The following is a 23,458-nucleotide window of genomic DNA, read 5'->3' as shown; positions in this document are numbered from 1 at the left end:
TTATGGCAATAATTATCTTCTAAAAATAAGATAAATTTTTAGAATTTTTTTCAAAAAATTAGTGAGAAGTGATGATTTAAATACTTCTTTTAATTTTTTGTTTGAACCTTTAGGAAGTAAAATGAATGCTTTTAGGAAAAAGCAGAATTTTTTGATCCAATTATTTTTCAATTCATGGGTGTCTAGGTACATTAAATAATAGTCTCCAAGAATTGAATTTATCAATGGCTTGTATTTCCCCTTGGTATATTCTCCGATTTTGGAATACATAAATACCCTATTTTGGAGAAAAATTAGTTGATGATTACTATCTGTAAATGACATACCTTCCAAATGTCGACGATAGACTGTCATTACTTTGTCAATATATCCAATGGGTCCTTGTTCGGCCAAGATAACATATAGTGGAATATCTCCGCTTTTGGATTTCAAAAACCATTCGGGAAGAGTTTCTACAAATTTTCGCCGCATCATGACACTAGCTGTGGCCATGAACCAAGTCTCTTTTTCTTGTAAAAAATCTTCAGAATGAATAATCGCTTTTTGGTTTGGAGGATTAATGTTGTGGTTTTCTACAGCTATTTCATCTTCATATTGCATTATTGCATTGTGAAAACAGGCAGAGTAGCTTGGGTTTTGTTCCAAAAATTCAACTTGTGTTTGTAGTTTATTGGGGTCGCAAAAATAGTCGTCGCCTTCTATATGAACAATGTAATCTCCTTTACATGCGAAGAAGGTATGTAAAAAATTAAATTTGGCACTTATATTTTTGGGGCGAATAAATGCTCTGATTTTTTCAGGATGTTTTTGGGCATAAGCTTCTAGAATTTTTGCAGTATTATCAGGAGAATGGTCTTCTCCAACAACAATTTCAAAATCAAATGAAGTTTGTTGTTCTAAAATGGAATCGAGGCATTTTTCAATGTAATTTTCATGCTTATAGGTGATTAAACAAACACTTACTTTGGGTTTGTTTGAAACCTTTGAGCCAGGAAATTCATCATGATCAAATCTACTGAAATCCATTATTTATCTAAAACTGCGTAGCCAACACCTGTTTTACCAAAGTGATTTCCGTTGTAAAATAAAATTTTATTTCCTTTGTGATTGATTACCAAAGGATATTCAATCATTTGAGAATCCCAATCTTGTTCATTAGAGCTGATATCAATTCCCGTCTCATCATCCTTTCTTTTCCATGAAATCCCATCTAAAGATTCAGCATAATAAATGCGATAGGATCTAGATTTATTATCTCGATAATCTGTTTTCGCACGTGCTGAGAACCACATTTTGTAGATACCATCTTCGATGATAACACTTGGTCGAGAAATTCCACCTTCCACATTATCCTTGAAATCAATTGCTACCACATTATTTCTTTGCCAATTGATTCCATCAGTTGATTCGGCATATTTAATGTTGTACATGGGCTCCAATCGACCTACAGAATCAGGAGTCCATTCAGTGCAATTCAAGTACCAACACTTATATTTTCCTTTGTCAAAAAGAAAACAAGCCGAACCGTTGAAATAGGGTTCTGTAGCAATGGTAGAAAGGATTGGTCCTTCAAATTTTTTCTCAAATTGAATGCCATCTTTTGAAACGGCTAAGCCTAAGGCATTGTGGTAGGGGATGGTATTTCGAACCGTCCAGCCGATATAATACAACCACTTTTCTTCTCCATTTTGAAGAAACCAAGTTGGCATGATCCCGCAGTCGTCGAATAAACCAGCTTTACCTAAACTTAAAATGGGTTCAGGATGTTCGTAAATGACTTTTGAAGGGTCATTCGAATTTAAATCAATAAAAGAGGCTTGACATCTGCCAAGGGAATCGCGACAAGAATAGTATAATCGAATGCGGTCCTCATAAGAATTATCTGCACATACTACATGTGCATAAAGGTTTGCATTCCATTCTTGCTCGCCTTTTGGGCAGTAGATCAAGCCTTTTTTGGTCCAGTTCATATCTTACAAAGATACGAAAAAGGATTATTTGATTGTGGAGAAATCGGTCGGACTCATTAAAATGGATTCAACTTTTTCTACAATTTTCCCATTTTTTTCTGATTCGTCTCGAACTTTTATCCATTCTGGGTCATTTCTGAAGGCATCGAAAGATGCTTTTCCTGCTTCCTCGCTTTTATGTGCCAATAAATAAAGTAATTTGGATTGACCTTCTTTTTCAATAGTTCTGAAATAGGCAATGTTGGTCATTCCATGTTTTTCGAACAATTTAGTTGTATGATTTCTAAAACGAGCTAAAACATTTTCGATTTTATCAGGAGTAGCTGTGTAAGTTCTCATTTCGAAAGTTCTATCTGGCGACTTGATATTTTTCTTGATTTTTGGAGAAAAATCCGTTGCATTCATGAAAATGCTAGTTACTCGAGCTACAATTTTACCAGTCTCCTCTGATTTTTTCGCCACTTCTTTCCATTCAGGATCTGCTGAGAAGTGTTTCCAAGAAGAATCTCTTGCGGCTTGACTAGGGTAGGCCATGATATAATACAGTGCATTTTGGTCATTTTTGTTTGGAATCCAATAACCCACGTTTGTCATACCATGTTTTTCGAAAATCTTGGTTGTGTGATTTCTAAAACGATTTAATAGGGCATCTAAACGACCCGGATGGCAATAATAAATTCGTAGTTCAAAATATCTTGAATCTGGTTTTTTAGCAAAGGTTATTAGGCTAAAACTTAATAGAAGGAGTGTTAATAATTTTTTCATAAGTAATTATTTTTTTTACAAGTTAAAATAAAAGTTTGAAACTGTTGTCGGGTTATGGGTTTAGTCGTCTGCTAAGAAGTAAATCAATTCCTTTGAATATTTGTTCAGGTTGTAGCGTTCGCCAATTTTCTAAGTAAAGATTTCCACCGAAATTGATGTAATAATCCAAATGATATTTAGTCCATTCCTTTTCCACGAATTCTGGAAAATTTAGTGCAGCAATCCATCCATTTTCCACTTCTTCGAACCATTCTGCATAATAATCGTCTTCAAAAGTACCATGAAAATTGAATATATTTTCTCCGAAAAGTATAAAATGTTTTATCCCTTGTTCTACTAATAAATCGATTACTTTTCGTTTGAAAAACATGATGTCATTGTGGAGTGTATCATTCCATTCTCCAAAAAGTTCTATAATGGAAAATTTTAATTGATAATCTGTGAAAAGGATTTTCAGGTAAAGAGTTTCGGATTCAATTTCATCCCAAAGTGGGTGAATGTAATAGCCATAAATATCGTGTTCATAAATTGTCTCGGAATATTTTCTGCCATAAAATGGCGATTTATGATCCTGAGAGGCATTGTATTTATTTTCCCATTGGAAGGAAGGTTCAATGTTTTGCATGTTTAAAGGTACAAAAAAAGGCTCCAAAAAATTTGGAGCCTTTTGAAAATTTAAAATTCAAATTAATTTCCTTGAATGATGTAACCCGATTTGATTAATTGTCCATCCTTTTCAAAACGGTAGATTAAGCGGTCTAATGACTTAGATAAATTGGGTGCAAATTCAATTTTTTCTGTCACATTTGCCGTTAAAGTTCCATCAAAAAGAGTGGCAACTAAATTTCCATTCATATCAAAAATTCTTAAGACTCCAGAACCTGTTTTAGAGGATACAAGGGAGAAATTGACCTTATTGATAAATGGATTAGGGTAGGCATTTATTTCAACATCTTCAGCTTTTAATGTTACCACTTCTGGCTCTACAACAGTTTTTGAAACCATCGAAGTATTAGCATTTGGTAAAATGGAAATGCCAGAGGTTACCAGTTGTGTGCCACTGTAGTCTGTTGAAGCCCTAAAGTCTACAGCTGAAACCAATGGATTGTTATTGTTATTAACAATTGCAATTCTGAAATTATTATTTAAATCATACGGATAATTTAAAATGGATTTCGAATCGTATTTCACAAATAAGATTACTTTTTTAGCACCTAATAAATTCCCATAAGTGAATTTAAATGAATTTGAATATGAATTTCCTGTATTAATAGTCGAAACAGATCCAGAGATTTTGGTTTGTCCATCTTCCTTGTAAGCCGTAATTTGTAACTGATTTAAGCTAAATACAGTCGACTTATTTGCAATTGGTGAAGGATTGGTGACATTTACCTGGTTTATATAAAATGTTCCTCCACCACTGTTTAATTGGTTCGCTGGAATTGTCGTAATAAAGAAGAACACACCTGGAGTTGCATTTGAAATTAATGCAGAATTATTTTTTGTTCCTTTTGTCAAAGCAATTCCGGCCAAACGAGTTCCCACACCATTTGCAAATCCAGAAGGACTTACTTCCGTTGGATAAACTCCTTGAGGAAGTTCACAAGAAGTCACGGTTACTTGATAGGTAGCAGAACAATTATTGGTATTCGAAAATGTAATAGTTACAGTACCAGCAGCAACTCCAGTTACAAGACCAGTCGAGCTTACAGTAGCAACACTAGTATTTGAACTTGACCAATTGCTTCCTGAGGTAGTTGCAGATAATTGGGTAGTTGCACCGACGCAAGCAGAAGCAGTACCTGAGAGGCTTGGAATTGCATAAATTGTTGCCAATACAGCAGTTCTACCACTAGTACAACCATCTTTAGTAGCTGAAACGTAATAAGTAGTTGAAGATGAGATGGAGGTAGTGGTATAAGAAGTACCAGTAGCTAAAGCACTACCGCCTGAGCTATTTTCAAACCAAGAGATAGTAGCGCCTGTACTTGCCGTAGCCCCAAGAGCAACCGTACCTGGTCCGCAATTAGAGTTAGGAGTAGTAGAAGCAACAGTTGGGATGTTATAAATGGTAGCAATCACTTCAGTTCTTGCGCTTGTACAATGCTCATCACTAGCCGACACCCAATACGAGGTAGTAGTAGAGATGGACGGAGTTGTATATGAAGTACCTGTTGTCAAAGCACTACCGCCTGAGCTATTTTCAAACCAAGAGATAGTAGCGCCTGTACTTGCCGTAGCCCCAAGAGCAACCGTACCTGGTCCGCAATTAGAGTTAGGAGTAGTAGAAGCAACAGTTGGGATGTTTATAAATTGTTCCTACCACACTCTTTCGTTCACTTGTACATCCATTTAAACTTGATTGAACATAAAATGTTGCAGTTGTACTTGTAGAATAGGTTGTGCCAGTATGTAATGAATTTCCGCCTGAACTTGCGTTAAACCAATCTATTACTCCCCCTGCATCTGTTGAAGCGGACAGAGTTACTGATCCAGGACCACATCTTTCAGCATCAGTAACATTTATACTTGGAGCACCAATTACTGAAATATCTTTTGACACACTTTCACCACAATTACCACCAACCGTATAAGTAATTGTAGAAGTTCCGATCCCTTTTCCTGTAATAACACCGCTTGAATTTACTTCAGCAACGCTTGTGTTTGACGAACTCCAAGTTCCTCCAGATAAATTTGTTGAAAAGGTTGTTGTTGCATTTACACAAATTGGACCCGATCCTGAAATTGTTCCAGTAATTTTTTTAGGTAATTTTATATCATTTGTTTCTAAAACATAACATGCAGGGGCTCCAGTTCCTGGAGGTGTTCCGACTTTGTATGTTATTTTTCCGTTTACAGCGGTATAGTTCCCGTTCAAAACCAATTTGAAAAAGGTGTATTTGTCATTTCCTCCAGTTACTCCATTGATTTTTAATATTTCTTGAGCTCCAGCTTGACAAGAAGCTGTAGGAGGGTCATTATTATCCCAGGTTGACCCTTGGATGGATGAATCATTGTAGGTTCCATTGTTGGACGTATAATTTCCAACGGAAGCCACACTTTGAGTCATTAAACTGTTGGTACAAAACGACAACAATGCCATGTGACTGATACCAGTACCGCCATTGGTGTTTTCGGCTCGATAAACGAAGGTTGTTGTACTACCATTGTAATCGCCTGTCCATCCGTTAACACTTTGAATTGAGTATTTACCAATGGTAGGTGCAGAATTACTCTTGTTTTCTGAGTAAAAAAAGTTGTTTGTTTTTTCTGAATACCCCATTGTTTGGGATATCATTAGTATTTGGCACGCAAAAAGCAATAGCAATTTCATGCCGGATTTCCGGAATAATTTGATTTTGAACATAAGTTTAATAATTAGGACGAGTAATAAGTTTTAAATAAAAAACACTTGTCCTAAATTAGTTTTACCTATTTCAATTTGTATAAAATGGGAGCATTTTGATGGATTGATTTCGGGTTTTAGTCCAAATTAAAATTTAGTACATTGAATGTAAACTTTTTTAAAAAAGAAAAAGCCAGACAATTGTCTGGCTTTTCAATGAAATTAATGTTTAGATATTTTTTATAAAACCTTCGTACTAAGGAATTTATTAGTTCCGTCGAACTCCGACTTATATTTTTTGCCCGATAAACTAAAGAATACTTCAGTTTCTAATACCGTTCCGTCTTTTGTGATAGATATTGCTTTGTCTAATGTCCAACCTGCATAATTTGTATTCAAATAGGTTTGAACATCAGAAGGGATTTTATCTTTTGTTAACTCAGTAACTACTACGTTTGGTAATGGTTGGTTGTCTTTCGGACCTTTACCAGGAGTTGTTACTAAATTTAAATCTTTGTCAAACATATAAGTTTGAGAATTTCCGCCTACTGTTACTACTACATGGTAGTGAATGATTACACCATCTTTAGAAATTGAAATTGCTTCCTTCAATGTCCATCCCTTTGCATTAGCATCTAAATAAGTTTTAATTTTATCTGGTAAGGTTGTTAGGGTTGCCTTAGTTACGTCAGCACCTTTGGCATTTTCGGATGATTTCTCTACTAATTTACCAGATTCATCATAAGTCAAATTATAAACCGTTCCATCTTTTTCTACATGTACATGATATAATTTAGCACCAGATTTATCAACAATTAACACTCCAGATTTAAAGGTGTATCCAGTAATAGCTGTTTTAACCGCTGCTGGTAATTCTGCTTCGGTGATCGTTGCAGCAGGAGCAGGTTTGTCGCCATTTTTACCTGGACCCATTCCCATTCCACCTGGTCCCATATTGCCTGGCTTACCCATCATGCCTTTGATTTCGGCTAAAAAACCTCCATTGGCATCAAAAAAGTTTGTGTATTTTTCTGCATTATAGGTTAAATCAACTCTATAACCTTTAACTGCAATCAAAGAATCAACTTTTTTTGCTGCATTGTCGAAAGTGTAGCTTGGATACTTTACAGATAAATAATCTGTAATTGTTTTCGGTAATTCAGCTTGAGTGATTTGGACCCCTTTTTCTTTAATTTTTCCTTCTTTGTTTAAAACAACTGAAGTTGAGCTAGTTGCTGTTTTAATGTCGGCATTGTACAAACTATTTGCAGCTAATACTGAATATTCAATAGTACTTGCATTCGCATAAGTTGAATTAACAGTTTTAACAACCGCAACTGGAACAGCATTTTGGTTAATAACCTCTGCAGAGGTGGTTCCCATATCTTCCTTTGAACAAGAAATGATTCCCATTCCTAAGAATAACAAAGTGGCAGATTGAATAAATAACTTTTTCATGGTCTTTTTTGTTTAAATTTCTTTTTAAACGGTTTTTGAATACCCAAATATATATGCAATTTTAATCAATAAACTTATTTTCTTGAACTTGTCGACGAAATGACTGAAATTGACAATGATTATTTTTAATTTTGGCAAAAAAACAAATTTATGCTGCTAGCAATTGATTGGAATCCCAATCCAGAAATATTTTCAGTACTTGGATTTTCTATACGTTGGTATGGATTTTTGTTTGCCATGGCATTTTTAGCTGGCTTTCAAGTGTTAAGTTATATCTTTAAAAAGGAGGGTCGACCAGCTGCACAAGCAGATCAATTACTGATTTACGCCATGGTGGCTACCGTAATTGGCGCTCGTGTAGGCCATTACGTTTTTTATGAATATCCTCTTTTCTTAGAAGATCCTTTGCGATTTTTAATTCAAATGATAACCCCGCCTTTTTCTGGATTGGCATCCCATGGGGCAGCAATTGGTTTATTTATTGCCTTTTATTTGTATACAAAGAAAAATCCGGGACAATCTTATTTATATGTTACGGATCGTGTCGTTCCAACCATAGCTTTGGGTGGATTTTTTATCCGTATGGGTAATTTGATGAATTCTGAAATCATTGGCAAACCAACTGATTTACCATGGGGATTCCGTTTTTATCGGGATATGGAATTTGCTACTTTTTCAAGTGGGGTAGTTCCTCGACACCCTTCTCAACTCTATGAGGCTTTGTCTTGTCTTGTTTTATTTTTGGTCCTAATGTTTATTTGGAGTAGAAAAAAGGAAAAAACACAAGAAGGTCTGCTGACAGGCTGGTTTATGATTATTTTATTCACACTTCGTTTTTTATATGAGTTTTTGAAAGAAAATCAATCTTCTTTTGAAGACCACATGGTTTTAAATATGGGACAAATTTTGTCTATTCCAGCGGTGTTATTTGGGATTGGGGTGTTGGTTTGGGGAAGGAGGCAGATGTAAGATTTAAGATTTAAGATGTAAGATGTATGAAATTGCCCGATTCTTATATTCTTATATTCTTATATTCTCCTATTCTCAATTTCCCAAAATTGCTATTTTTTTAAAAAAAGGAAACCCTACCTTTTCATAATCATATTTATCATCGTTGAAGATTTCGTCTTCATTACATAGGATTGTTGCTGTTAGCAGAAATTCAATCTTATTCTTTTTATCGATGAAGTAGGCATTGTCGAGAAGGAAACCGTAAGCATCTCCTACCTTGTTGTAAATTTTTATGTTGGGATTTTGAGGAGTGTTTTTGTCACCACCATAATATAGAAATTTGCAATAATTGTCGTGAATGGTACTGTCTGATTTGTAATTCGGATAGTCAGATTCTAAAGGCGACATCGACATATACTCGTACAAAAACTCATAATCTTCTTTATTTAATTCAAATCTTTTGGAGGGTTTTACTGATTCGGGGAACATCAATCTTTTCAACAATTCATGTTGGGCTTTCAAAGGAAAGCTGTTTTTGAAGGTAAATTCAAGTGGTTTGTATTCTATTTTTCCATCGTCTTGCATTACACCTTTACCTAAAAATATATGAGATATTGAATAAATTGGATGTTCATTGAATTTTTCAGCTTCCTCGTAAATGACTTTTCCATCTGCTCCTATAAATTGAAATGGATTGGAATATCTGTTTTCAATTGGGGGTAATGGCAATTGAAGTCGGTGGACAATACGTACATCTTTGAAGCCTTTTTGCTTCATTTGTTTGTTAAATTCCTCTTGACCAATGAATTCGAAAAGCCGATTGAAGGCATCATTGTCAGAAACTAATAATATCTTTTTGATGTATTGGGCTACCGAGGGTAATCCATTTTGAGAGGTAGAATCTTTCAATTGAGCAATTTGCGAATCTCTGTTTTTTAAATGGATTAGGCTTGTATTTTTGTCAATTCCTTTTTCTTTAAGGCGATTTATTTTTTCCAAGGCCAAAATACAAGCCGCCAATTTTACGGTGGAAGCCGGATAAAAATATTCTTTTGAATTGGCTCGATACTGATAAGTTTTAAAGTGAGGCTTATTTTGCTGGTCGCGAGTAATCTTAGTATAAAGTATTTGAAGTCTATATTTCTCCGGATTTTCAAACAATGGTTTAAAAAACGAATCCTTTTGCACTAATAAATTTTCAATGTAATTCTTCTGTGCATTCATCTGAAATCCAATTAATAATGCGCAAAATATCCAAAATTTATATTTCATAATTCATAATTTTTATGATTTCCTCCACATCTATTTCATTCAAAAGCGGATGTATCAAACCTCTAGTAATGGGTTCATCTGTTGGTTGTGGATAGGGGAATTGGTTGAGTAGAAATCCATTTTCTTTGAATTTATCAAATATTTCAGGTGTTTTAAAGGCAAAAGAAGGATGGTTTTGCACGATCAATGGACCAGGTAATACTTGATTTTGGAATTTTTTGACCAATTGATCTAATTTGTTTTTTTGTTCTAAATAAGCATCCTGACTATTTAAGGCTGCATAAATATAGCTTGGATTTGCCGGGGAAGAGCCAATCCAAAAGGGATGACTTTTTATCGCATGTATAATATGTGAATTACTAAAAATTATTCCTGCAGGAATTCCAAAAGTTTTCGAAAGTGAGGCGGTTTGAATTAATGTTGCGGGAGTATCTATGCTTATTGGAATTAATCCCAATCGATGCGATTCATCCACGATTAAAATGTTACTAGCATCCAAATCTTTTGCCCAATCAAAATTCAATTCTTGCATCAATGGCGATTGAATGCCATCGCTCACTATAATTGAATGTTTTATCCCCCTTAAACTATTAATCCATTCTTCTTTAGTTAAATAAGTGGGATAATAATGATGTGGCCAAAGGGCAGGATGCGTATTTGGGGCAACTTTTACCTCAAATTCGGGAATGATTTGACTTAAAACAGATAGGCATGTTTGTCCCGCCAGTTGACCTGAGGTACATAATGCCGCGTTTTCATGTTGAAATTTTTCAGCTAAAAGGCCTTCAAATTCGTCCCAAAGTTCAAATTTTACATTGTTTGAACGCGAACTTCCCCAGTTTTGTGGAAATTTATGAATGCCAATTTTTAGATTTTGTTGAAATTGTGGGTGAGAACCGATGCATAAATAGTTAGATCCGCCTATCCATTTATAGGATACCCCATCCATTTTGATGTATTTTTGAGGCAGATCGTCTAAAAATAAATTATAGTTCGCCATTTAAATTAGTTGTGCGCCTGTTCCTGGGAGTTTAGAATAAATTACTTTGCCAAAATCTATAGTGATACCTTTAGAAATTTGGTCATCTACCAATAAGCAGCCATCCATATCCACATAATCGAGTAAAGGAAGTAATTGAGCAATGGCGGAACAACCAATGGTTGATTCGGTCATGCAACCCACCATTACCTTTAGGTTCAAATTTTTCGCTTTTTCAATCATTCGAAGTGCTGGAGTGATGCCACCACATTTCATTAATTTGATGTTGATGCCATCAAAAATATTTGCACATTTGCTTACATCTTCCTCTAAAATGCACGATTCATCTGCAATAATGGGTAGAGCACATTTTCCTTTTAGTTGTTTCATGCCATCCCAATTGTCGGCTTTAAGTGGCTGTTCAATGAATTCAACCCCAAGGGCCTTTAGTTGTGGGGCGAATTCTAGGGTTTGTATAGGAGTCCAGGCTGTGTTGGCATCTACTCGAAATATGGCATCTGTTTCTTTTCGTAAGGCTTTTATGATTTCAATGTCCTCACTTGTTCCCAATTTGATTTTATACAAAGGAAAAGGCATTTCCTTCATTTTTTCTATCATTTTGGGAATTGTGTCAATGCCTATGGTATAATCTGTTATGGGATTTTTGGAGGTATCTAATCCCCATAAATCGACTAGTTTTTTTTGATGAAATTTTCCCCAAAGATCCCAATAGGCCACGTCTAAGGCACATAAGGCAAAAGGATGGTCGTCTAAAAGTTTGTTGGAAACACTTTTCCAAAAATCTGAAGGATGCGGAAGAAACTCTTTTGCTAATAAAGGTTTTATTTCCTCTAATTGGCTAATCATTTTTTGCATGGTCACACCATAATAAGGTGTTTCTGTTGCTTCACCAAATCCACTTATTCCCTTATAAGTTAGTTCCACAATGAGGGTAGGTTGTATGTCCCTCGACTCATGTGTTATGGTGAACGTATGTTTTAATGGAAGATCGAACTGATGAAGTATTAATTCCATAGCCTTTTATTTTACGGGGATGTAAGGTAAATATACAGAATTTTGTCCTGCTTTTTGCCAAACTAAAATTTCTGCTTCTTTCCAGTTTACCAAATCCCCCGAACCATTGTTTGGCAAAATTTCAGCTTCAATTCCTTTTTGAATCCATTTTGCTGGCAACCAAAAATCTAAATCTTTATTATTGGGTTTTGCGTTCAAAATTTTTGTTTCAAAAAAGTCTAAATCTTTTTGTTGAAGAAAGGGTAAGACATACACATTGAAACAGATGAATGTAGAAATTGGATTACCAGGCAGGGCAAAAATAGTTTTTTGATCCTTTTTTCGGGTACCAAACCAAAGCGGTTTTCCAGGTTTTTGGGCAATTTTATGAAAATGACAGTCGAAACCTAGGTCTTTTAAAACGTCAGGAATGAAATCTTTTTTCCCTGCTGAAACTCCGCCTGATAAAATTAAAACATCATTGGAATGTAAACTTTTTTCAATTTCGGTTTGTAACAATTCTTTTGAATCGGGGATATGTTTTTGCTCGGTTTGAAATCCTTTTGCTTCTAATGTTGCCGACAACATTGGAATGTTTGAGCTTCTTATTTGATGTGGAAGTGGAACTTGGTCTACAGGAACCAATTCATCTCCTGTGGAAATTAAGGCTATTGTCGGTTTTTGAAATACAGGAAGCTTACTTTTTCCGATAGTTGCAGCAAGAGCAATTTCTAAGGTAGTAATTTTTGTATTTTTTGCAATAAGTAAACTTTTTTCTTTTAAATCGGCCCCTTTTTGATGAATAAATTGTGATTTTGCAATATTTTGGCCGATGAATTTGGCAATAATTTGATCTCCAGATTTTATAAATTCAATTTCTTCTTTAGGAATTACAGCAGTGCAACCTACTGGCAATGGACTACCTGTCATGATTTCAATACAGGCATTTGGGTCATGTAATTTTGTTTGTTCTTGGCCAGCGAATACGGTTTTTTCAAGAATCCATTCTTTGGATTCTGTGTTCTGGGTGGCAATTCCATCCATCATCACGCGGTCGAAAGGAGGGAAGTCGCGGTCAGCAAACAAATCCTCTGCTAATTGAAAATCAATGCTTTTTTCTAATGGAATTGAAACAATTTTTGGTAAAAAAATGTTTTGATTAATAATTTCAATAGCTTTAGTTGGATTTATCATTTTACTACTCATTACATAATACTTTCTAAAATAATCATTTTGAGTTGAATCAATGCAACAATTCTTCAAATTTATCATCAGTAAACGAAAGTTTTTCATGTGGGCAATTTCGTTTCTTTCGATATTTATGGTTTTTGAGATTTCTCAATTGAAAATATCCTATGATTTCGATAGTTATTTTGCAAAGAATGAATCGTTTTATCAAGATTTTGAAAAGTACCAAAGTAAATTTCCTTTAGGTCAAAATCATCAAATTGTAGTTACATTAGAATCTCAAGTTGGCATTGATAGTAGCTTTGGGAGCAAAGCTAATGCTGTTTTTGCGGAAATTGAACAGTTAAAAGGGATTAAAAAAGCCAATTATTTTTCTAAAATTTCAGAGTTCAATCCAAGTAATTTAAATGGTGGGGAGAAAAAATTGGTCGATTTTAAATCCGAAAGTTCGTTTCAGGAATCTATGCAGTATTTTAAAAGTCGATCCAAAATTTATCAAAGCTTTTTTTCAAAGGATCAAAAATCAGTTGTGGGTTACTTTACTATTGAAAAAGAACTATTTAACCTGCCAGGTAGAGATACATTAATTCATTCTATTCGCCAAATAGTAACCTCCTCTAAAGTTAAGTTTCATTTATTTGGAATACCTGTTATGCGCTCAATTTATTCGGAGAAAATTTGGAATGATTTTTTGGTCTTTTCAATCGTTTCCATTGCCTTATTGGTATTGGTTTTATATTATTTATTTCGGCATTTTTTGCTTATTCTAATTCCCTGTTTAACGGTTGTGATGGGAATTCTTTGGAATTTTGGTTTGATGAGCCTGTTTGGTTTTTCAATCAATATGATATCAAATTTATTGGTGCCAATCCTTTTCGTGGTTGGTATTTCAGATTCTATTCATTTAATATCTGTCTTTTATGAAAAAATTCAACACGGATTAAAAAAAGAAGACGCCATTATTGAGTCATTGAAGGAAGTTGGGAAAGCAACTTTTCTAACAGCCTTGGTTTCCTCAACAGGATTTTTATCCTTATCGTTTACATCTGCTGAAGCTATAAAGTTTTTTGGATTGTTTGGCTTTACAGGTATTATTATCACTTATTTTTTGTCAATCGTAATTGTTCCAAGTTTGTTATTGGTCTTGGATGAAAATTTTTTTTACAAACAAACCAGTGTTTTAAATCAAGGAATTTGGACGAAGGTTTTTTCAGGGATTTATTCATTAGCCCATGAGCAGAAAAAAAAGGTATTACTAATATTTAGTTTTTTTGTTTTGATTTCCATACTTCTAATTCCTCAAATAAAAACATCTTTGTTTTTTACAAATGATGTAAAATCAAAGGATGCACTAGCACAGGAATTTTCTTATTTTGAAAAAAATATAGGTTATTTAAAGCCATTTGAATTTGTAATAAGGACCAAAGCTGAATCGCAACCAATCAATTTGGCTTTTGTGAAAGGTATAGAGAAAATTGAAAAAGAATTAAGTAATGATTCGAATTTTGGGGCGATTTATTCAATGATTTTTCAATTAAAATATGCTAATTATTTATTGCATCAAGGTAAAATGGAGTATTTTACTATACCAAATTCAGAAGATAAATTACGCTATTTATTGAAAGAAATAAGCAATCGAGCAGATGAACCATTATTTAATTTAAATGGGAAAAAAGAGTTTTATTTTGCAAGTAAAATTAGGGATGAAGGAAGTGAAGTGATGGAAAAAAAAGAAATACAATTGAAGCATAAAATTGAATCTAGCTTGCCCGTTCAAGTAAAATTTACTGGATTTGGGCATGTTCTAGACCAATCCAATAAAAGTTCACGTACTGATATTTTCTGGGGATTGTTGGGTGACTTGATTGTGGTTTCTTTAATGATGGCCTTTTTGTTCAAGAAGTCAAAATTTATCCTTATAAGTTTGTTGCCTAATTTGATTCCATTATGCCTTTTATTAGGAATAATTGCTTTATTGGGAATTCCATTTAGTCCAGCGAATGCCTTAATTTTAGTAGTTATTTTCGGAATAAGTATTGATGATACCATTCACTTTTTAACACATTATTTGTTGATTCGAAAAGAGGATTCTCAGGCCATTCGGTCTACTTTGCTAACCTGCGGTAAAGCCATGTTATTTGTATCTTTTTTACTAATGGCTGGTTTAGGAATTACTTATTTTTCGGATTTTGAGGCAATATCAAATTTAGGTTTATTTGGAATGATAACTATAATTTTTGCAACTTTAACAGAATTTTTAATTACACCCATTTTATTAGATTTATTTGATCCAATTTAAATGAATATTGAATTTAGTCATGTTGCAGACAATGATCAGCCAGGAATGGTTGATGTTGGAGCCAAGAAAATAACAGTGCGAGAAGCAGAAGCGCAATCAATCGTTTGGTTGGGTAAAGAAAATATTGAATTATTTGAAAAAGCAGGTTGGGAAAACAAGAAAGGAGGTATTCTGCAAACTGCTATTATTGCTGGAACCATGGCTGCTAAAAAGACGGGCGATTTAATTCCGATGTGTCACCCACTAGGATTAGAATCTTGTAAAATTAACATTGATGTTCTTGAAGAAAGTTTGAAAATTACTTGTATTTGTAGATTAGAAGCTAAAACAGGAGTTGAAATGGAGGCTATGGTTGGAGCTTCTGTGGCAGCTTTAACTATTTACGATATGTGCAAATCTGTTTCGAAAGGGATTGTTATACAAGAAACAAAATTGATTCGGAAGTCGGGCGGAAAATCAGATTTTAAAGCCTAATGTCATCACATCATATCATTCGAGAAAAACAAGAACCCGCTTTAATCATAGCAGATGGGGAGGCATGTTCTACGGAATTGTTGGGACAATTGTTGGAATGGTCACCAACTGTGATGGTTTTAGATGGGGCATTAAAACGCGTTTTGCCATTAGGAATTAAAGTGGATGTCTGGTTAGGTGATTTTGATTCTTCCAGAGATTTTGATGAAGCGGTGATCGATTACCCATTTGAAAAGGTACACACGCCCGACCAGTTATATACCGATTTGGAAAAAGGAATCATGTATTTGATTGAAAAAGGATATCCTGCTGTAAATATCGTTTGGGGGACAGGAATGCGAATGGATCACACGCTTAATAATTTGCACTCCTTAAAAAAGTTTTCAGACCAAATAAAAATGGTCATGATGGACGACTATTCGGTTATTTATCCTTTACCTAAAAAATTTATTAAATGGTACGCTAAAGGAACAATGCTTTCTATCATGCCTTTGGGAAAAGCTACAACCATAAAGAGTAAAGGCTTGAAATGGGAAATTGATCATAGGTCCTTAGAATTAGGAGATCGAACAAGTTCTTCAAATGAAGCCGCCGAAGATGGTTTTGTGGAAATTGAATACGAGGGAGGATTTCTATTAATGATGGAATCAAATTAGTGAAAAGGGAAAAGTGAAAAGTGCATCAAAGTCCGAAGGACTTTACTTGCTTAGCCCGGAGCGGAAGCTCCGGGAATAAAATAGGATATGCGGAAGCTCCGGGAATAATGGAGTGAAACCCAGGGATAAAAAATGAAACAAGTAAGAGCAAAAAAGAATTTAGGGCAACATTTTTTAAATGATTTACAAGCGGCAGAAGCCATTGTAGATGGTTTAAAACCAGAAGGTGCCTACGATCAAGTGTTGGAAATTGGGCCAGGTATGGGTGTTTTAACACAGTTTTTGGTTAAAAAAACAGAATATACACCTTATTTGATTGAAATTGACCGCGAATCTGTTGCCTATTTACGTACGCATTACCTAGAATTTACGGGTCCTCGATTGATTGAAGGAGATTTTTTGACATATCCCCTAGAAAATATATTTGGTGATAAACCTTTTGCCATAGTTGGCAATTTTCCCTACTTCATATCCACCCAAATTTTCTTTCGAATTTTAGAGTATAAAGATCAATGCATTGAAGTGGTTGGAATGTTACAAAAAGAAGTGGCAGTTCGGTTGGCAGCCAAACCTGGAAATAAGGATTATGGAATTTTAAGTGTTCTTTTGCAGGCTTATTACGATATTGAATACATGTTTTCCCTGGGGCCAGAGGTATTTACTCCCCCTCCGAAAGTAAATTCAGGAGTGATACGTTTGCGAAGAAATTTTGATAAAAAATTGGATTGTGATCCCAAAAAATTCAAAAATTTAGTAAAATTGGCCTTTAATCAAAGACGTAAAACTTTGAGAAATGCCTTGAAATCCATGCAATTACCTGAACATCCCCTTTTAAATAAACGCGCTGAACAATTATCCGTTGAAGATTTTGTAACACTCGTTCAGTTAACAATTAACAATTAACAATTATCAATTAACAATTAACAATTATCAATTATCAATTATCAATTAACAATTAACAATTAACAATTAACAATTAACAATTAACAATTAACAATTAACAATGTCCCTCTCCCTCTCAAGCGTCATACAAACCGTAGAAAGTCTCAAAATATTTGGGATTATCATGGCATTGGATGGGAAAATTGTTTTCGCCAATACCTATACCCATCAGTTGTTGGGCTATAATGACAAAGAATTAAATGGCAAAGATTTTTTTACAACACTTGTGCCAGGTTATGACCAAGAATTTCGGAGATCTTCATTTGCAAATGCCATAGATTCAGGTGGATTATTTGCAGAAAGAGAAAGGGATTATGTGACTAAATCGGGACAAATAAAATGGGTGGAAGTGAAATCCACAATTGTTTCTGAAGTTGAAAATCAAAAATATTTAAGTGTCATTGGGGAAGATATTTCTGAGCGTAAAAAGGTGACAGACGCCTTGAATCGTTCGAATGCCCAATTGCAGGAGTTGATTGATAATACTACCGATTTAATACAAATTATAGGTGCATCTGGTCGATTTTTGTTTGTGAATAAGGCCTGGTGCGATACTATGGGTTATTCTCAGGAAGAGGCGAAAGATTTAAAATGGCAGGATATTTTGCACCCTGAATTTGCTCACCAAACGCAAGAGCAGTTTGATAAAATAATTAGAGGAGAGATTTTAGAAGAATACACCGGGGTTGTCCGCAGAAAAGATGGCAGACGTTTATACCTCAGTGGTTCGGTTTCTTGTCGATTTGAAAAAGGAGTTCCAACAGCCTTTCGTTGTATTTTACATGACTCAACTGCTAAAATTCGAGCAGAGAGGGCATCGAAATTGTATTCTTCCATTGCCCAAGTGATGGTGAATGCCACCAGTTTGGATGAATTGTACAGTAATATTCATAAGCAATTGGGTGAGGTGATTGATGTGAAAAATTTCTTCATTGCCCAATATGATCCTGGAAAAAGCTTCTTGTATTTCCCTTATTATATTGATGAATATTTCAATTCTCGGGTACATTTTACTAAAAGAAAATTGGGGAATGGCCTAACGGAATACGCAATTATGGCCAATAAACCCCTCATTTTACACGATGAGGATATTCACCAATTGGCAAAAGAAAAGAAAATATATTTATACGGTGTGGTTCCCAAAGTAATGCTTTGTGTTCCTTTGCGTATTGGCGATAGAGTAACAGGTATTATTGGGGTGAAATCTTACGAGCGTACCAATAAATACGAAAAGCGAGATTTAGAATTGCTCGACTTTATTTCTGGACAAGTGGCCTTGGCCATTGCCAGAAAACAATCGGAGGCGGCATTGGCCAGAGAAACGGCTCGTTTGAATGCTATTTTTGAAGGTTCTGCCCACTTAATGTGGTCGGTGAATAAACGCATGTTCTTAACAAGCTTTAATCACGATTATGCAGATTTACTGCGAAAAAGATTGAACATTGAGCCCCAAATCAATTTTAGTCCTGAAAAATTGGGTTTTAAATTGGTAGATGTTTCTGAAAAAAGAAATTTGGAAGAACATTACAAACAAGCTTTTAGGGGTTTTAAACAACATTTTGAGATTCGATTGCAAGGTAGCGAAGAGGAAGAGGCCTGGATGGAAGTTTATTTGAATCCGATTTTCTTGGAAAATGGAAATATTGAAGAGGTTTCTGGTATTGCTCGTGATATTTCCGATTTGAAGAAAAATCAAAAAGATTTGGTGGAGGCCCGCGAGCAAGCTGAACATTCTTTAAAAGTAAAAGAGCAGTTTTTGGCCAATATGAGTCATGAAATTCGTACGCCAATGAATGGGGTCATTGGAATGATCGACTTATTGTCAGAAACTCCATTGAAATCGGAGCAAAAAGATTACGTACAGACCATTAAAAAGTCTTCTGAAACACTTTTGACCATCCTAAATGATATTTTAGATTTGGCTAAAATAGAAGCAGGAAAAATGACTTTACACCCCAACGATGTCGTTTTTGAGGATGTTTTTGATCGATTGATGGCCTTGTTTTCTCAGGTTGCTGCCTTGAAAAACAATAAATTAGAATACCAAATTGATGGAAAAATTCCAAAGGTTTTAGTGGCGGATGAAACTCGTTTACTTCAGATTTTGTCGAATTTAACGTCCAATGCCTTGAAATTTACTGAAAATGGAAAGGTTTCAGTTGAGGCCAAAAGAGTTTCAATTAAAGGCAACAAAGTTGGTATTCGCGTAAATGTAACCGATACAGGTGTTGGAATTAGCAAAGAAAATATTCAGAAATTGTTTAATTCATTTCAACAACTGGATAACTCTACCAAAAAGGTGCATGGAGGTACTGGACTTGGATTGGCAATTTCCAAGGAATTGAGCCGAATGATGGATGGAGAAATTGGAGTTGAATCAGAGGAAGGCAAGGGGAGTACTTTTTGGTTTACAATCGTATTGCAAGAGGGTGATGCAAGTTTAGTTCAAGCCAAAAAAGTATTGGAAAGTTCTACGGAAATCAAAAATTCTCTAAAAGATTTAAATCCACATATATTATTGGTTGACGATAATGCGACCAATCGGAAGGTCGCATCTGAAATATTGAAAAAAGCAGGATGCACAGTTGATACAGCAACCTCGGGACAGGAGGCAATTGCAATTTTATCTAAAAAACATACATATCAGTTGGTTTTGATGGATATTCAAATGCCTGGTTTAGATGGTATGGAAACCACACAAATTCTAAAATCTACGCCTAAGATTAGCTTACCACCGATAGTTGCCATGACGGCCTATGCCATGAAAGAGGACAGAGAGCGCTTTTTGACTGCAGGAATGGACGATTATTTGGCAAAACCGATTCGGGCAGGTGCATTGATTGAGATGGTTCTTTCCAAAGTGGAAAGTAAGTTGCAACCCTTGTGGTTGCAAGAAAAAAAGTTGCAACCCTTGTGGTTGCAAGAAAATAGTGAGCAAAGTGAGCAAAGTGATTTGGTGGCTGAGGTTCCTGAAACAACTGTTATTGACCATGAAATTTTGCAATCTCTCCAAGATGCCGTTGGGGGCGAGGTGAGTTTTGTGTTGGGCATGTTGGAAGAGTTTATTCAAGAAGCTAAGGACCAAATTGATGCAGCTGAAACAGCCTATTTAAAAAACAATTGCAAAGGTGTTCAGTCTGAATTACATACTTTAAAAGGAAATTCTGGTACCCTTGGTGCCTTGGAAGTTCATCGAATTTGTGAAATCATTGAAGTGAAGGCGAAGGTTTGCGATTTTGATTCCTTTGAAACTGAAATCCTTCAATTGAAAGAATCTTTGACCAACTTTGAGGAGGCGGTAAATGTGAAATTCGGGACAAAATAGCCGATTTTGCGACATATTGGCATATTTTTAGAAATAATTTAATCGTCGAATCCGACAAAAAATCATAAAATTTCAATTGGTTTTTAATTTGCGGAATAGTTTCCAAAAAAAATCAAGATGAATCCAAATAACTACACAAGTCAGGCAGGATTGGTGATACAGCAGGCGGTGGATATTGCCTCTGGATTAGGTCAGCAGGCAATTGAAAATGGGCATTTGTTGCAGGCAATCTTGCAAGAGGATACCAAGACTATTCATTTTTTGTTGAAGAAAATGGGGATTCAGACTCCTAATATTCAAGCGAAAGTTCAAAGTTTGGTGGAGGCATACCCAAAGGTTTCTGGTGGGCAGCCTTTTTTAGGAAATTCATTGAATACAACTCTTCAAAAAGCAGAAACCTTAAAAGCAGATTTTGGAGATACGTATGTTAGCGTGGAATTATTGTTTTTGGCATTGGTTGCTGGAAATGATAAGGTGGCTGAAATTTTAAAAGGTTTTGGCATTCAATTAGAGCAGGTAAAAAATTCAATTAAAGAACTTAGAGGAAATAGAAAAGTGAACGATCAGCACGCAGAAGGTACTTACCAATCTTTGGAAAAATATGGTAAGAATTTAAATGAATTAGCAAAAGCTGGAAAAATTGACCCAGTGATAGGTCGCGATGAGGAGATTCGTCGTGTGTTACAGATATTATCGCGTCGTACAAAAAACAATCCGATTCTCTTGGGTGAGCCAGGTGTTGGTAAAACAGCCATTGTAGAAGGTTTGGCTCAACGTATTGTTTCTGGTGATGTGCCAGAAAACTTGAAATCCAAAACAATCATGTCATTGGATATGGGATTATTGGTTGCAGGTGCCAAATACAAAGGAGAGTTTGAGGAGCGATTGAAAGCAGTAATTAAAGAGGTTACGGATTCTGATGGAGAAATAGTTTTATTCATCGATGAAATTCACACCCTAATTGGTGCAGGTGGAGGCGGAGAGGGTGCAATGGATGCAGCCAATTTATTGAAACCTGCTTTGGCCCGTGGAGAATTGCATGCAATTGGTGCTACAACTTTGAAAGAATACCAAAAATATATTGAAAAAGATAAAGCCTTAGAGCGTCGTTTCCAGGCAGTTTATGTTGAAGAACCAGATGTGACAGATGCCATTTCTATTTTGCGTGGTATCAAGGATAAATATGAATTACACCATGGAGTGCGCATTCAAGATGATGCCGTAATTGCAGCTGTGGAATTATCAAATCGATATATTTCTGATCGTTTTTTACCAGATAAGGCAATCGACTTAATGGACGAAGCTGCCGCAAAAATGCGTTTGGAGATTGACTCAGTTCCTGAAGAAATTGATGACATTCAACGAAAAATCATGCAATTGGAAATTGAACGAGAGGCAATTCGTAGGGAAAATAATAAAGAAAAAGAAACAATTTTAACACATGATTTGGCTGATTTGACTGAAAAAAGAGATGTGTTGAAAGCAAAATGGCAATCAGAAAAATCAGTTTTAGATTCAGTTCGTGCTGAAAAAGAACAAATAGAAAAGTTGAAGTTAGAGGCAGAGCAAGCAGAGCGACAAGGAGATTATGGAAAGGTTGCAGAGATTCGTTATGGTCGTTTGTTAGAATCTGAACAAAAATTAAAAGATCTACAGGCTTCTTCTAAAGGCGATGAAAATATGCTTCAGGAAGAGGTGACCGCTGAAAATGTGGCTGAGGTTGTTGCCAAGTGGACGGGAATTCCGGTGAGCAAGATGTTGCAAACTGAAATTGATAAATTGCTTCATTTGGAGGATGAATTGCACAAACGTGTCGCAGGACAAGACCAAGCTATTGAATTGGTTTCGGATGCGGTCCGTAGAAGTAGAGCAGGTTTACAAGATCCGAAACGTCCAATCGGCTCATTCATTTTCTTGGGAACTACAGGGGTTGGTAAAACTGAATTGGCAAAAGCCTTGGCATCTTATTTGTTCAATGATGAAAATGCAATTGTGCGAATCGATATGTCGGAATACCAAGAAAAGCATACCGTTTCTCGACTAATCGGTGCGCCTCCGGGATATGTTGGTTATGATGAAGGTGGACAATTAACTGAGGCAGTCCGTAGAAAACCTTATTCAGTTGTTTTGTTAGACGAAATCGAAAAAGCGCATCCAGATGTGTGGAACATCATGTTGCAGGTCTTAGACGAAGGTCGATTAACCGATAATAAAGGTAGAACGGCCAATTTCAAGAACACGATTATCATCATGACTTCCAATATGGGTTCGCATTTGATTCAAGAAAAAATGGGACAAATGGAAGGTTGGAACAACCAAATTATTTTGGATGAAACCAAAGAAGAGGTGATGGCGCTTTTGAAACAACAAGTTCGACCAGAGTTTTTAAATCGTGTGGACGAGGTTGTTTTGTTTGAACCATTAACAGAAGAGCATGCACGACAAATTTTAGGTATTCAATTCAAAGAAGTTCAAAAGCGATTGGCGGAGCAAAATATAACTTTGGAGGCGTCTGAGGAGGCTTTGGCGAAATTAGCCAAAGAAGGACATGATCCAAATTTCGGAGGTAGACCAATGAAGCGTTTGTTGCAAAGAGCCGTTTTGAATGAGTTGTCAAAATTGATTTTGTCTGGAAAAGTTCAAAAAGATTCCGCCGTAATGATGGATGTGGATAAAGAAGGAGGGTTGGTTTTTGAGAATGTAGAGGTGGAGATTTAAGTGAAAAGTGAAAAGTGGCAACCCTTGTGGTTGCCATTTTTGTGGTTGCCATTTTTTTTATCAATTCTCAGATAATATTTATCAATTAATTTTTCAAATCA

The 23,458-nt window shown here is 35.4% G+C and carries 18 protein-coding genes; 7 read left to right on the top strand and 11 right to left on the bottom strand.

Annotated features, from left to right (window positions below):
* Positions 1 to 12: 12 nt before the first annotated feature.
* The 7 genes from EOJ36_RS06710 to EOJ36_RS06680 form a co-directional block, all read right to left on the bottom strand.
* Positions 13 to 1,026, bottom strand: coding sequence for a glycosyltransferase family 2 protein (locus tag EOJ36_RS06710; RefSeq protein ID WP_127803661.1), 1,014 nt, complete (start codon positions 1,024 to 1,026; stop codon positions 13 to 15).
* Positions 1,026 to 1,970: a glycoside hydrolase family protein gene (locus EOJ36_RS06705; RefSeq protein WP_127803659.1), complete on the bottom strand. Its 945-nt coding sequence runs from the start codon at positions 1,968 to 1,970 to the stop codon at positions 1,026 to 1,028. The genes EOJ36_RS06710 and EOJ36_RS06705 overlap by 1 nt, the downstream gene beginning before the upstream one ends.
* Before the next feature lie 24 nt (positions 1,971 to 1,994).
* Positions 1,995 to 2,735, bottom strand: a complete 741-nt coding sequence (locus EOJ36_RS06700) for an NIPSNAP family protein (protein WP_127803657.1) — start codon at positions 2,733 to 2,735, stop codon at positions 1,995 to 1,997.
* A 52-nt stretch (positions 2,736 to 2,787) separates the two neighbouring features.
* A complete protein-coding gene (locus EOJ36_RS06695) occupies positions 2,788 to 3,360 on the bottom strand; it encodes a hypothetical protein (protein WP_127803655.1) in 573 nt (190 codons plus the stop codon).
* 62 nt (positions 3,361 to 3,422) lie between these two features.
* Entirely contained in the window at positions 3,423 to 5,039 is a 1,617-nt protein-coding gene (locus EOJ36_RS06690) for an Ig-like domain-containing protein (protein WP_238944446.1), read from the bottom strand.
* A complete protein-coding gene (locus EOJ36_RS06685) occupies positions 5,011 to 6,033 on the bottom strand; it encodes an Ig-like domain-containing protein (RefSeq protein ID WP_164847862.1) in 1,023 nt (340 codons plus the stop codon). Before EOJ36_RS06685 ends, EOJ36_RS06690 begins: the two co-directional genes overlap by 29 nt.
* A gap of 288 nt (positions 6,034 to 6,321) precedes the next feature.
* Positions 6,322 to 7,539, bottom strand: a complete 1,218-nt coding sequence (locus EOJ36_RS06680) for a PepSY-like domain-containing protein (RefSeq protein ID WP_127803649.1) — start codon at positions 7,537 to 7,539, stop codon at positions 6,322 to 6,324.
* Between the two features lie 150 nt (positions 7,540 to 7,689).
* Here EOJ36_RS06680 and lgt point away from each other — a divergent pair, with 150 nt between their 5' ends.
* Entirely contained in the window at positions 7,690 to 8,508 is an 819-nt protein-coding gene (gene lgt / locus EOJ36_RS06675; protein ID WP_127803647.1) for a prolipoprotein diacylglyceryl transferase, read from the top strand.
* A gap of 75 nt (positions 8,509 to 8,583) precedes the next feature.
* Here the strand turns inward: lgt and EOJ36_RS06670 are convergent, their stop codons facing one another.
* Genes EOJ36_RS06670 through EOJ36_RS06655 form a run of 4 tightly spaced genes read right to left on the bottom strand, consistent with a single transcriptional unit; the run spans position 8,584 to position 13,048 of the window.
* Positions 8,584 to 9,762 (bottom strand): serine hydrolase, encoded by a 1,179-nt coding sequence (locus EOJ36_RS06670; RefSeq protein WP_127803645.1) that lies wholly within the window; start codon positions 9,760 to 9,762, stop codon positions 8,584 to 8,586.
* Positions 9,752 to 10,762, bottom strand: a complete 1,011-nt coding sequence (locus EOJ36_RS06665) for an aminotransferase class I/II-fold pyridoxal phosphate-dependent enzyme (RefSeq protein ID WP_127803643.1) — start codon at positions 10,760 to 10,762, stop codon at positions 9,752 to 9,754. The genes EOJ36_RS06670 and EOJ36_RS06665 overlap by 11 nt, the downstream gene beginning before the upstream one ends.
* The gene (locus EOJ36_RS06660; RefSeq protein WP_127803641.1) at positions 10,763 to 11,776 is read right to left on the bottom strand and encodes a dipeptide epimerase; all 1,014 of its coding nucleotides are present in this window, start codon (positions 11,774 to 11,776) and stop codon (positions 10,763 to 10,765) included. It lies immediately after the preceding gene.
* A 6-nt stretch (positions 11,777 to 11,782) separates the two neighbouring features.
* Positions 11,783 to 13,048 (bottom strand): molybdopterin molybdotransferase MoeA, encoded by a 1,266-nt coding sequence (locus tag EOJ36_RS06655; protein WP_127803639.1) that lies wholly within the window; start codon positions 13,046 to 13,048, stop codon positions 11,783 to 11,785.
* Between EOJ36_RS06655 and EOJ36_RS06650 the strand changes: the two genes are divergently transcribed.
* From EOJ36_RS06650 to clpB, 6 genes are all read left to right on the top strand, one after another.
* The gene (locus tag EOJ36_RS06650) at positions 13,047 to 15,242 is read left to right on the top strand and encodes an efflux RND transporter permease subunit (RefSeq protein WP_164847861.1); all 2,196 of its coding nucleotides are present in this window, start codon (positions 13,047 to 13,049) and stop codon (positions 15,240 to 15,242) included. The genes EOJ36_RS06655 and EOJ36_RS06650 overlap by 2 nt on opposite strands.
* On the top strand, positions 15,243 to 15,716 hold the full coding sequence (moaC, locus tag EOJ36_RS06645; protein ID WP_127803635.1) for a cyclic pyranopterin monophosphate synthase MoaC: 474 nt from the start codon (positions 15,243 to 15,245) through the stop codon (positions 15,714 to 15,716).
* Positions 15,716 to 16,372, top strand: coding sequence for a thiamine diphosphokinase (locus tag EOJ36_RS06640; RefSeq protein WP_127803633.1), 657 nt, complete (start codon positions 15,716 to 15,718; stop codon positions 16,370 to 16,372). The genes moaC and EOJ36_RS06640 overlap by 1 nt, the downstream gene beginning before the upstream one ends.
* A 132-nt stretch (positions 16,373 to 16,504) precedes the next feature.
* Positions 16,505 to 17,275 (top strand): 16S rRNA (adenine(1518)-N(6)/adenine(1519)-N(6))-dimethyltransferase RsmA, encoded by a 771-nt coding sequence (gene rsmA, locus EOJ36_RS06635; protein ID WP_127803631.1) that lies wholly within the window; start codon positions 16,505 to 16,507, stop codon positions 17,273 to 17,275.
* Between the two features lie 100 nt (positions 17,276 to 17,375).
* Positions 17,376 to 20,639: a PAS domain S-box protein gene (locus EOJ36_RS06630; protein ID WP_127803629.1), complete on the top strand. Its 3,264-nt coding sequence runs from the start codon at positions 17,376 to 17,378 to the stop codon at positions 20,637 to 20,639.
* 117 nt (positions 20,640 to 20,756) lie between these two features.
* Positions 20,757 to 23,357 carry an ATP-dependent chaperone ClpB gene (clpB, locus tag EOJ36_RS06625; RefSeq protein WP_127803627.1) on the top strand — a complete coding sequence of 867 codons (2,601 nt, stop codon included), beginning with the start codon at positions 20,757 to 20,759 and terminating at the stop codon, positions 23,355 to 23,357.
* The last annotated feature ends 101 nt before the right edge of the window (positions 23,358 to 23,458 follow it).

The organism is Sandaracinomonas limnophila (assembly GCF_004005965.1).
Lineage (GTDB): Bacteria > Bacteroidota > Bacteroidia > Cytophagales > Spirosomataceae > Sandaracinomonas > Sandaracinomonas limnophila.
This window is presented reverse-complemented; position numbering and strand designations above follow the sequence as displayed.

Excerpts from the sequence above, each read along its gene's own strand:
- EOJ36_RS06650 (WP_164847861.1), top strand. The coding sequence starts at position 13,047 with ATGTGGGCAATTTCGTTTCTTTCGATATTTATGGTTTTTGAGATTTCT.
- EOJ36_RS06660 (WP_127803641.1), bottom strand. The coding sequence starts at position 11,776 with ATGGAATTAATACTTCATCAGTTCGATCTTCCATTAAAACATACGTTC.
- clpB (WP_127803627.1), top strand. The coding sequence starts at position 20,757 with ATGAATCCAAATAACTACACAAGTCAGGCAGGATTGGTGATACAGCAG.
- EOJ36_RS06665 (WP_127803643.1), bottom strand. The coding sequence starts at position 10,762 with ATGGCGAACTATAATTTATTTTTAGACGATCTGCCTCAAAAATACATC.
- EOJ36_RS06700 (WP_127803657.1), bottom strand. The coding sequence starts at position 2,735 with ATGAAAAAATTATTAACACTCCTTCTATTAAGTTTTAGCCTAATAACC.
- rsmA (WP_127803631.1), top strand. The coding sequence starts at position 16,505 with ATGAAACAAGTAAGAGCAAAAAAGAATTTAGGGCAACATTTTTTAAAT.
- EOJ36_RS06685 (WP_164847862.1), bottom strand. The coding sequence starts at position 6,033 with ATGATATCCCAAACAATGGGGTATTCAGAAAAAACAAACAACTTTTTT.
- EOJ36_RS06680 (WP_127803649.1), bottom strand. The coding sequence starts at position 7,539 with ATGAAAAAGTTATTTATTCAATCTGCCACTTTGTTATTCTTAGGAATG.
- EOJ36_RS06695 (WP_127803655.1), bottom strand. The coding sequence starts at position 3,360 with ATGCAAAACATTGAACCTTCCTTCCAATGGGAAAATAAATACAATGCC.
- EOJ36_RS06705 (WP_127803659.1), bottom strand. The coding sequence starts at position 1,970 with ATGAACTGGACCAAAAAAGGCTTGATCTACTGCCCAAAAGGCGAGCAA.
- EOJ36_RS06670 (WP_127803645.1), bottom strand. The coding sequence starts at position 9,762 with ATGAAATATAAATTTTGGATATTTTGCGCATTATTAATTGGATTTCAG.
- EOJ36_RS06630 (WP_127803629.1), top strand. The coding sequence starts at position 17,376 with ATGTCCCTCTCCCTCTCAAGCGTCATACAAACCGTAGAAAGTCTCAAA.
- moaC (WP_127803635.1), top strand. The coding sequence starts at position 15,243 with ATGAATATTGAATTTAGTCATGTTGCAGACAATGATCAGCCAGGAATG.
- EOJ36_RS06710 (WP_127803661.1), bottom strand. The coding sequence starts at position 1,026 with ATGGATTTCAGTAGATTTGATCATGATGAATTTCCTGGCTCAAAGGTT.
- lgt (WP_127803647.1), top strand. The coding sequence starts at position 7,690 with ATGCTGCTAGCAATTGATTGGAATCCCAATCCAGAAATATTTTCAGTA.
- EOJ36_RS06640 (WP_127803633.1), top strand. The coding sequence starts at position 15,716 with ATGTCATCACATCATATCATTCGAGAAAAACAAGAACCCGCTTTAATC.
- EOJ36_RS06655 (WP_127803639.1), bottom strand. The coding sequence starts at position 13,048 with ATGAAAAACTTTCGTTTACTGATGATAAATTTGAAGAATTGTTGCATT.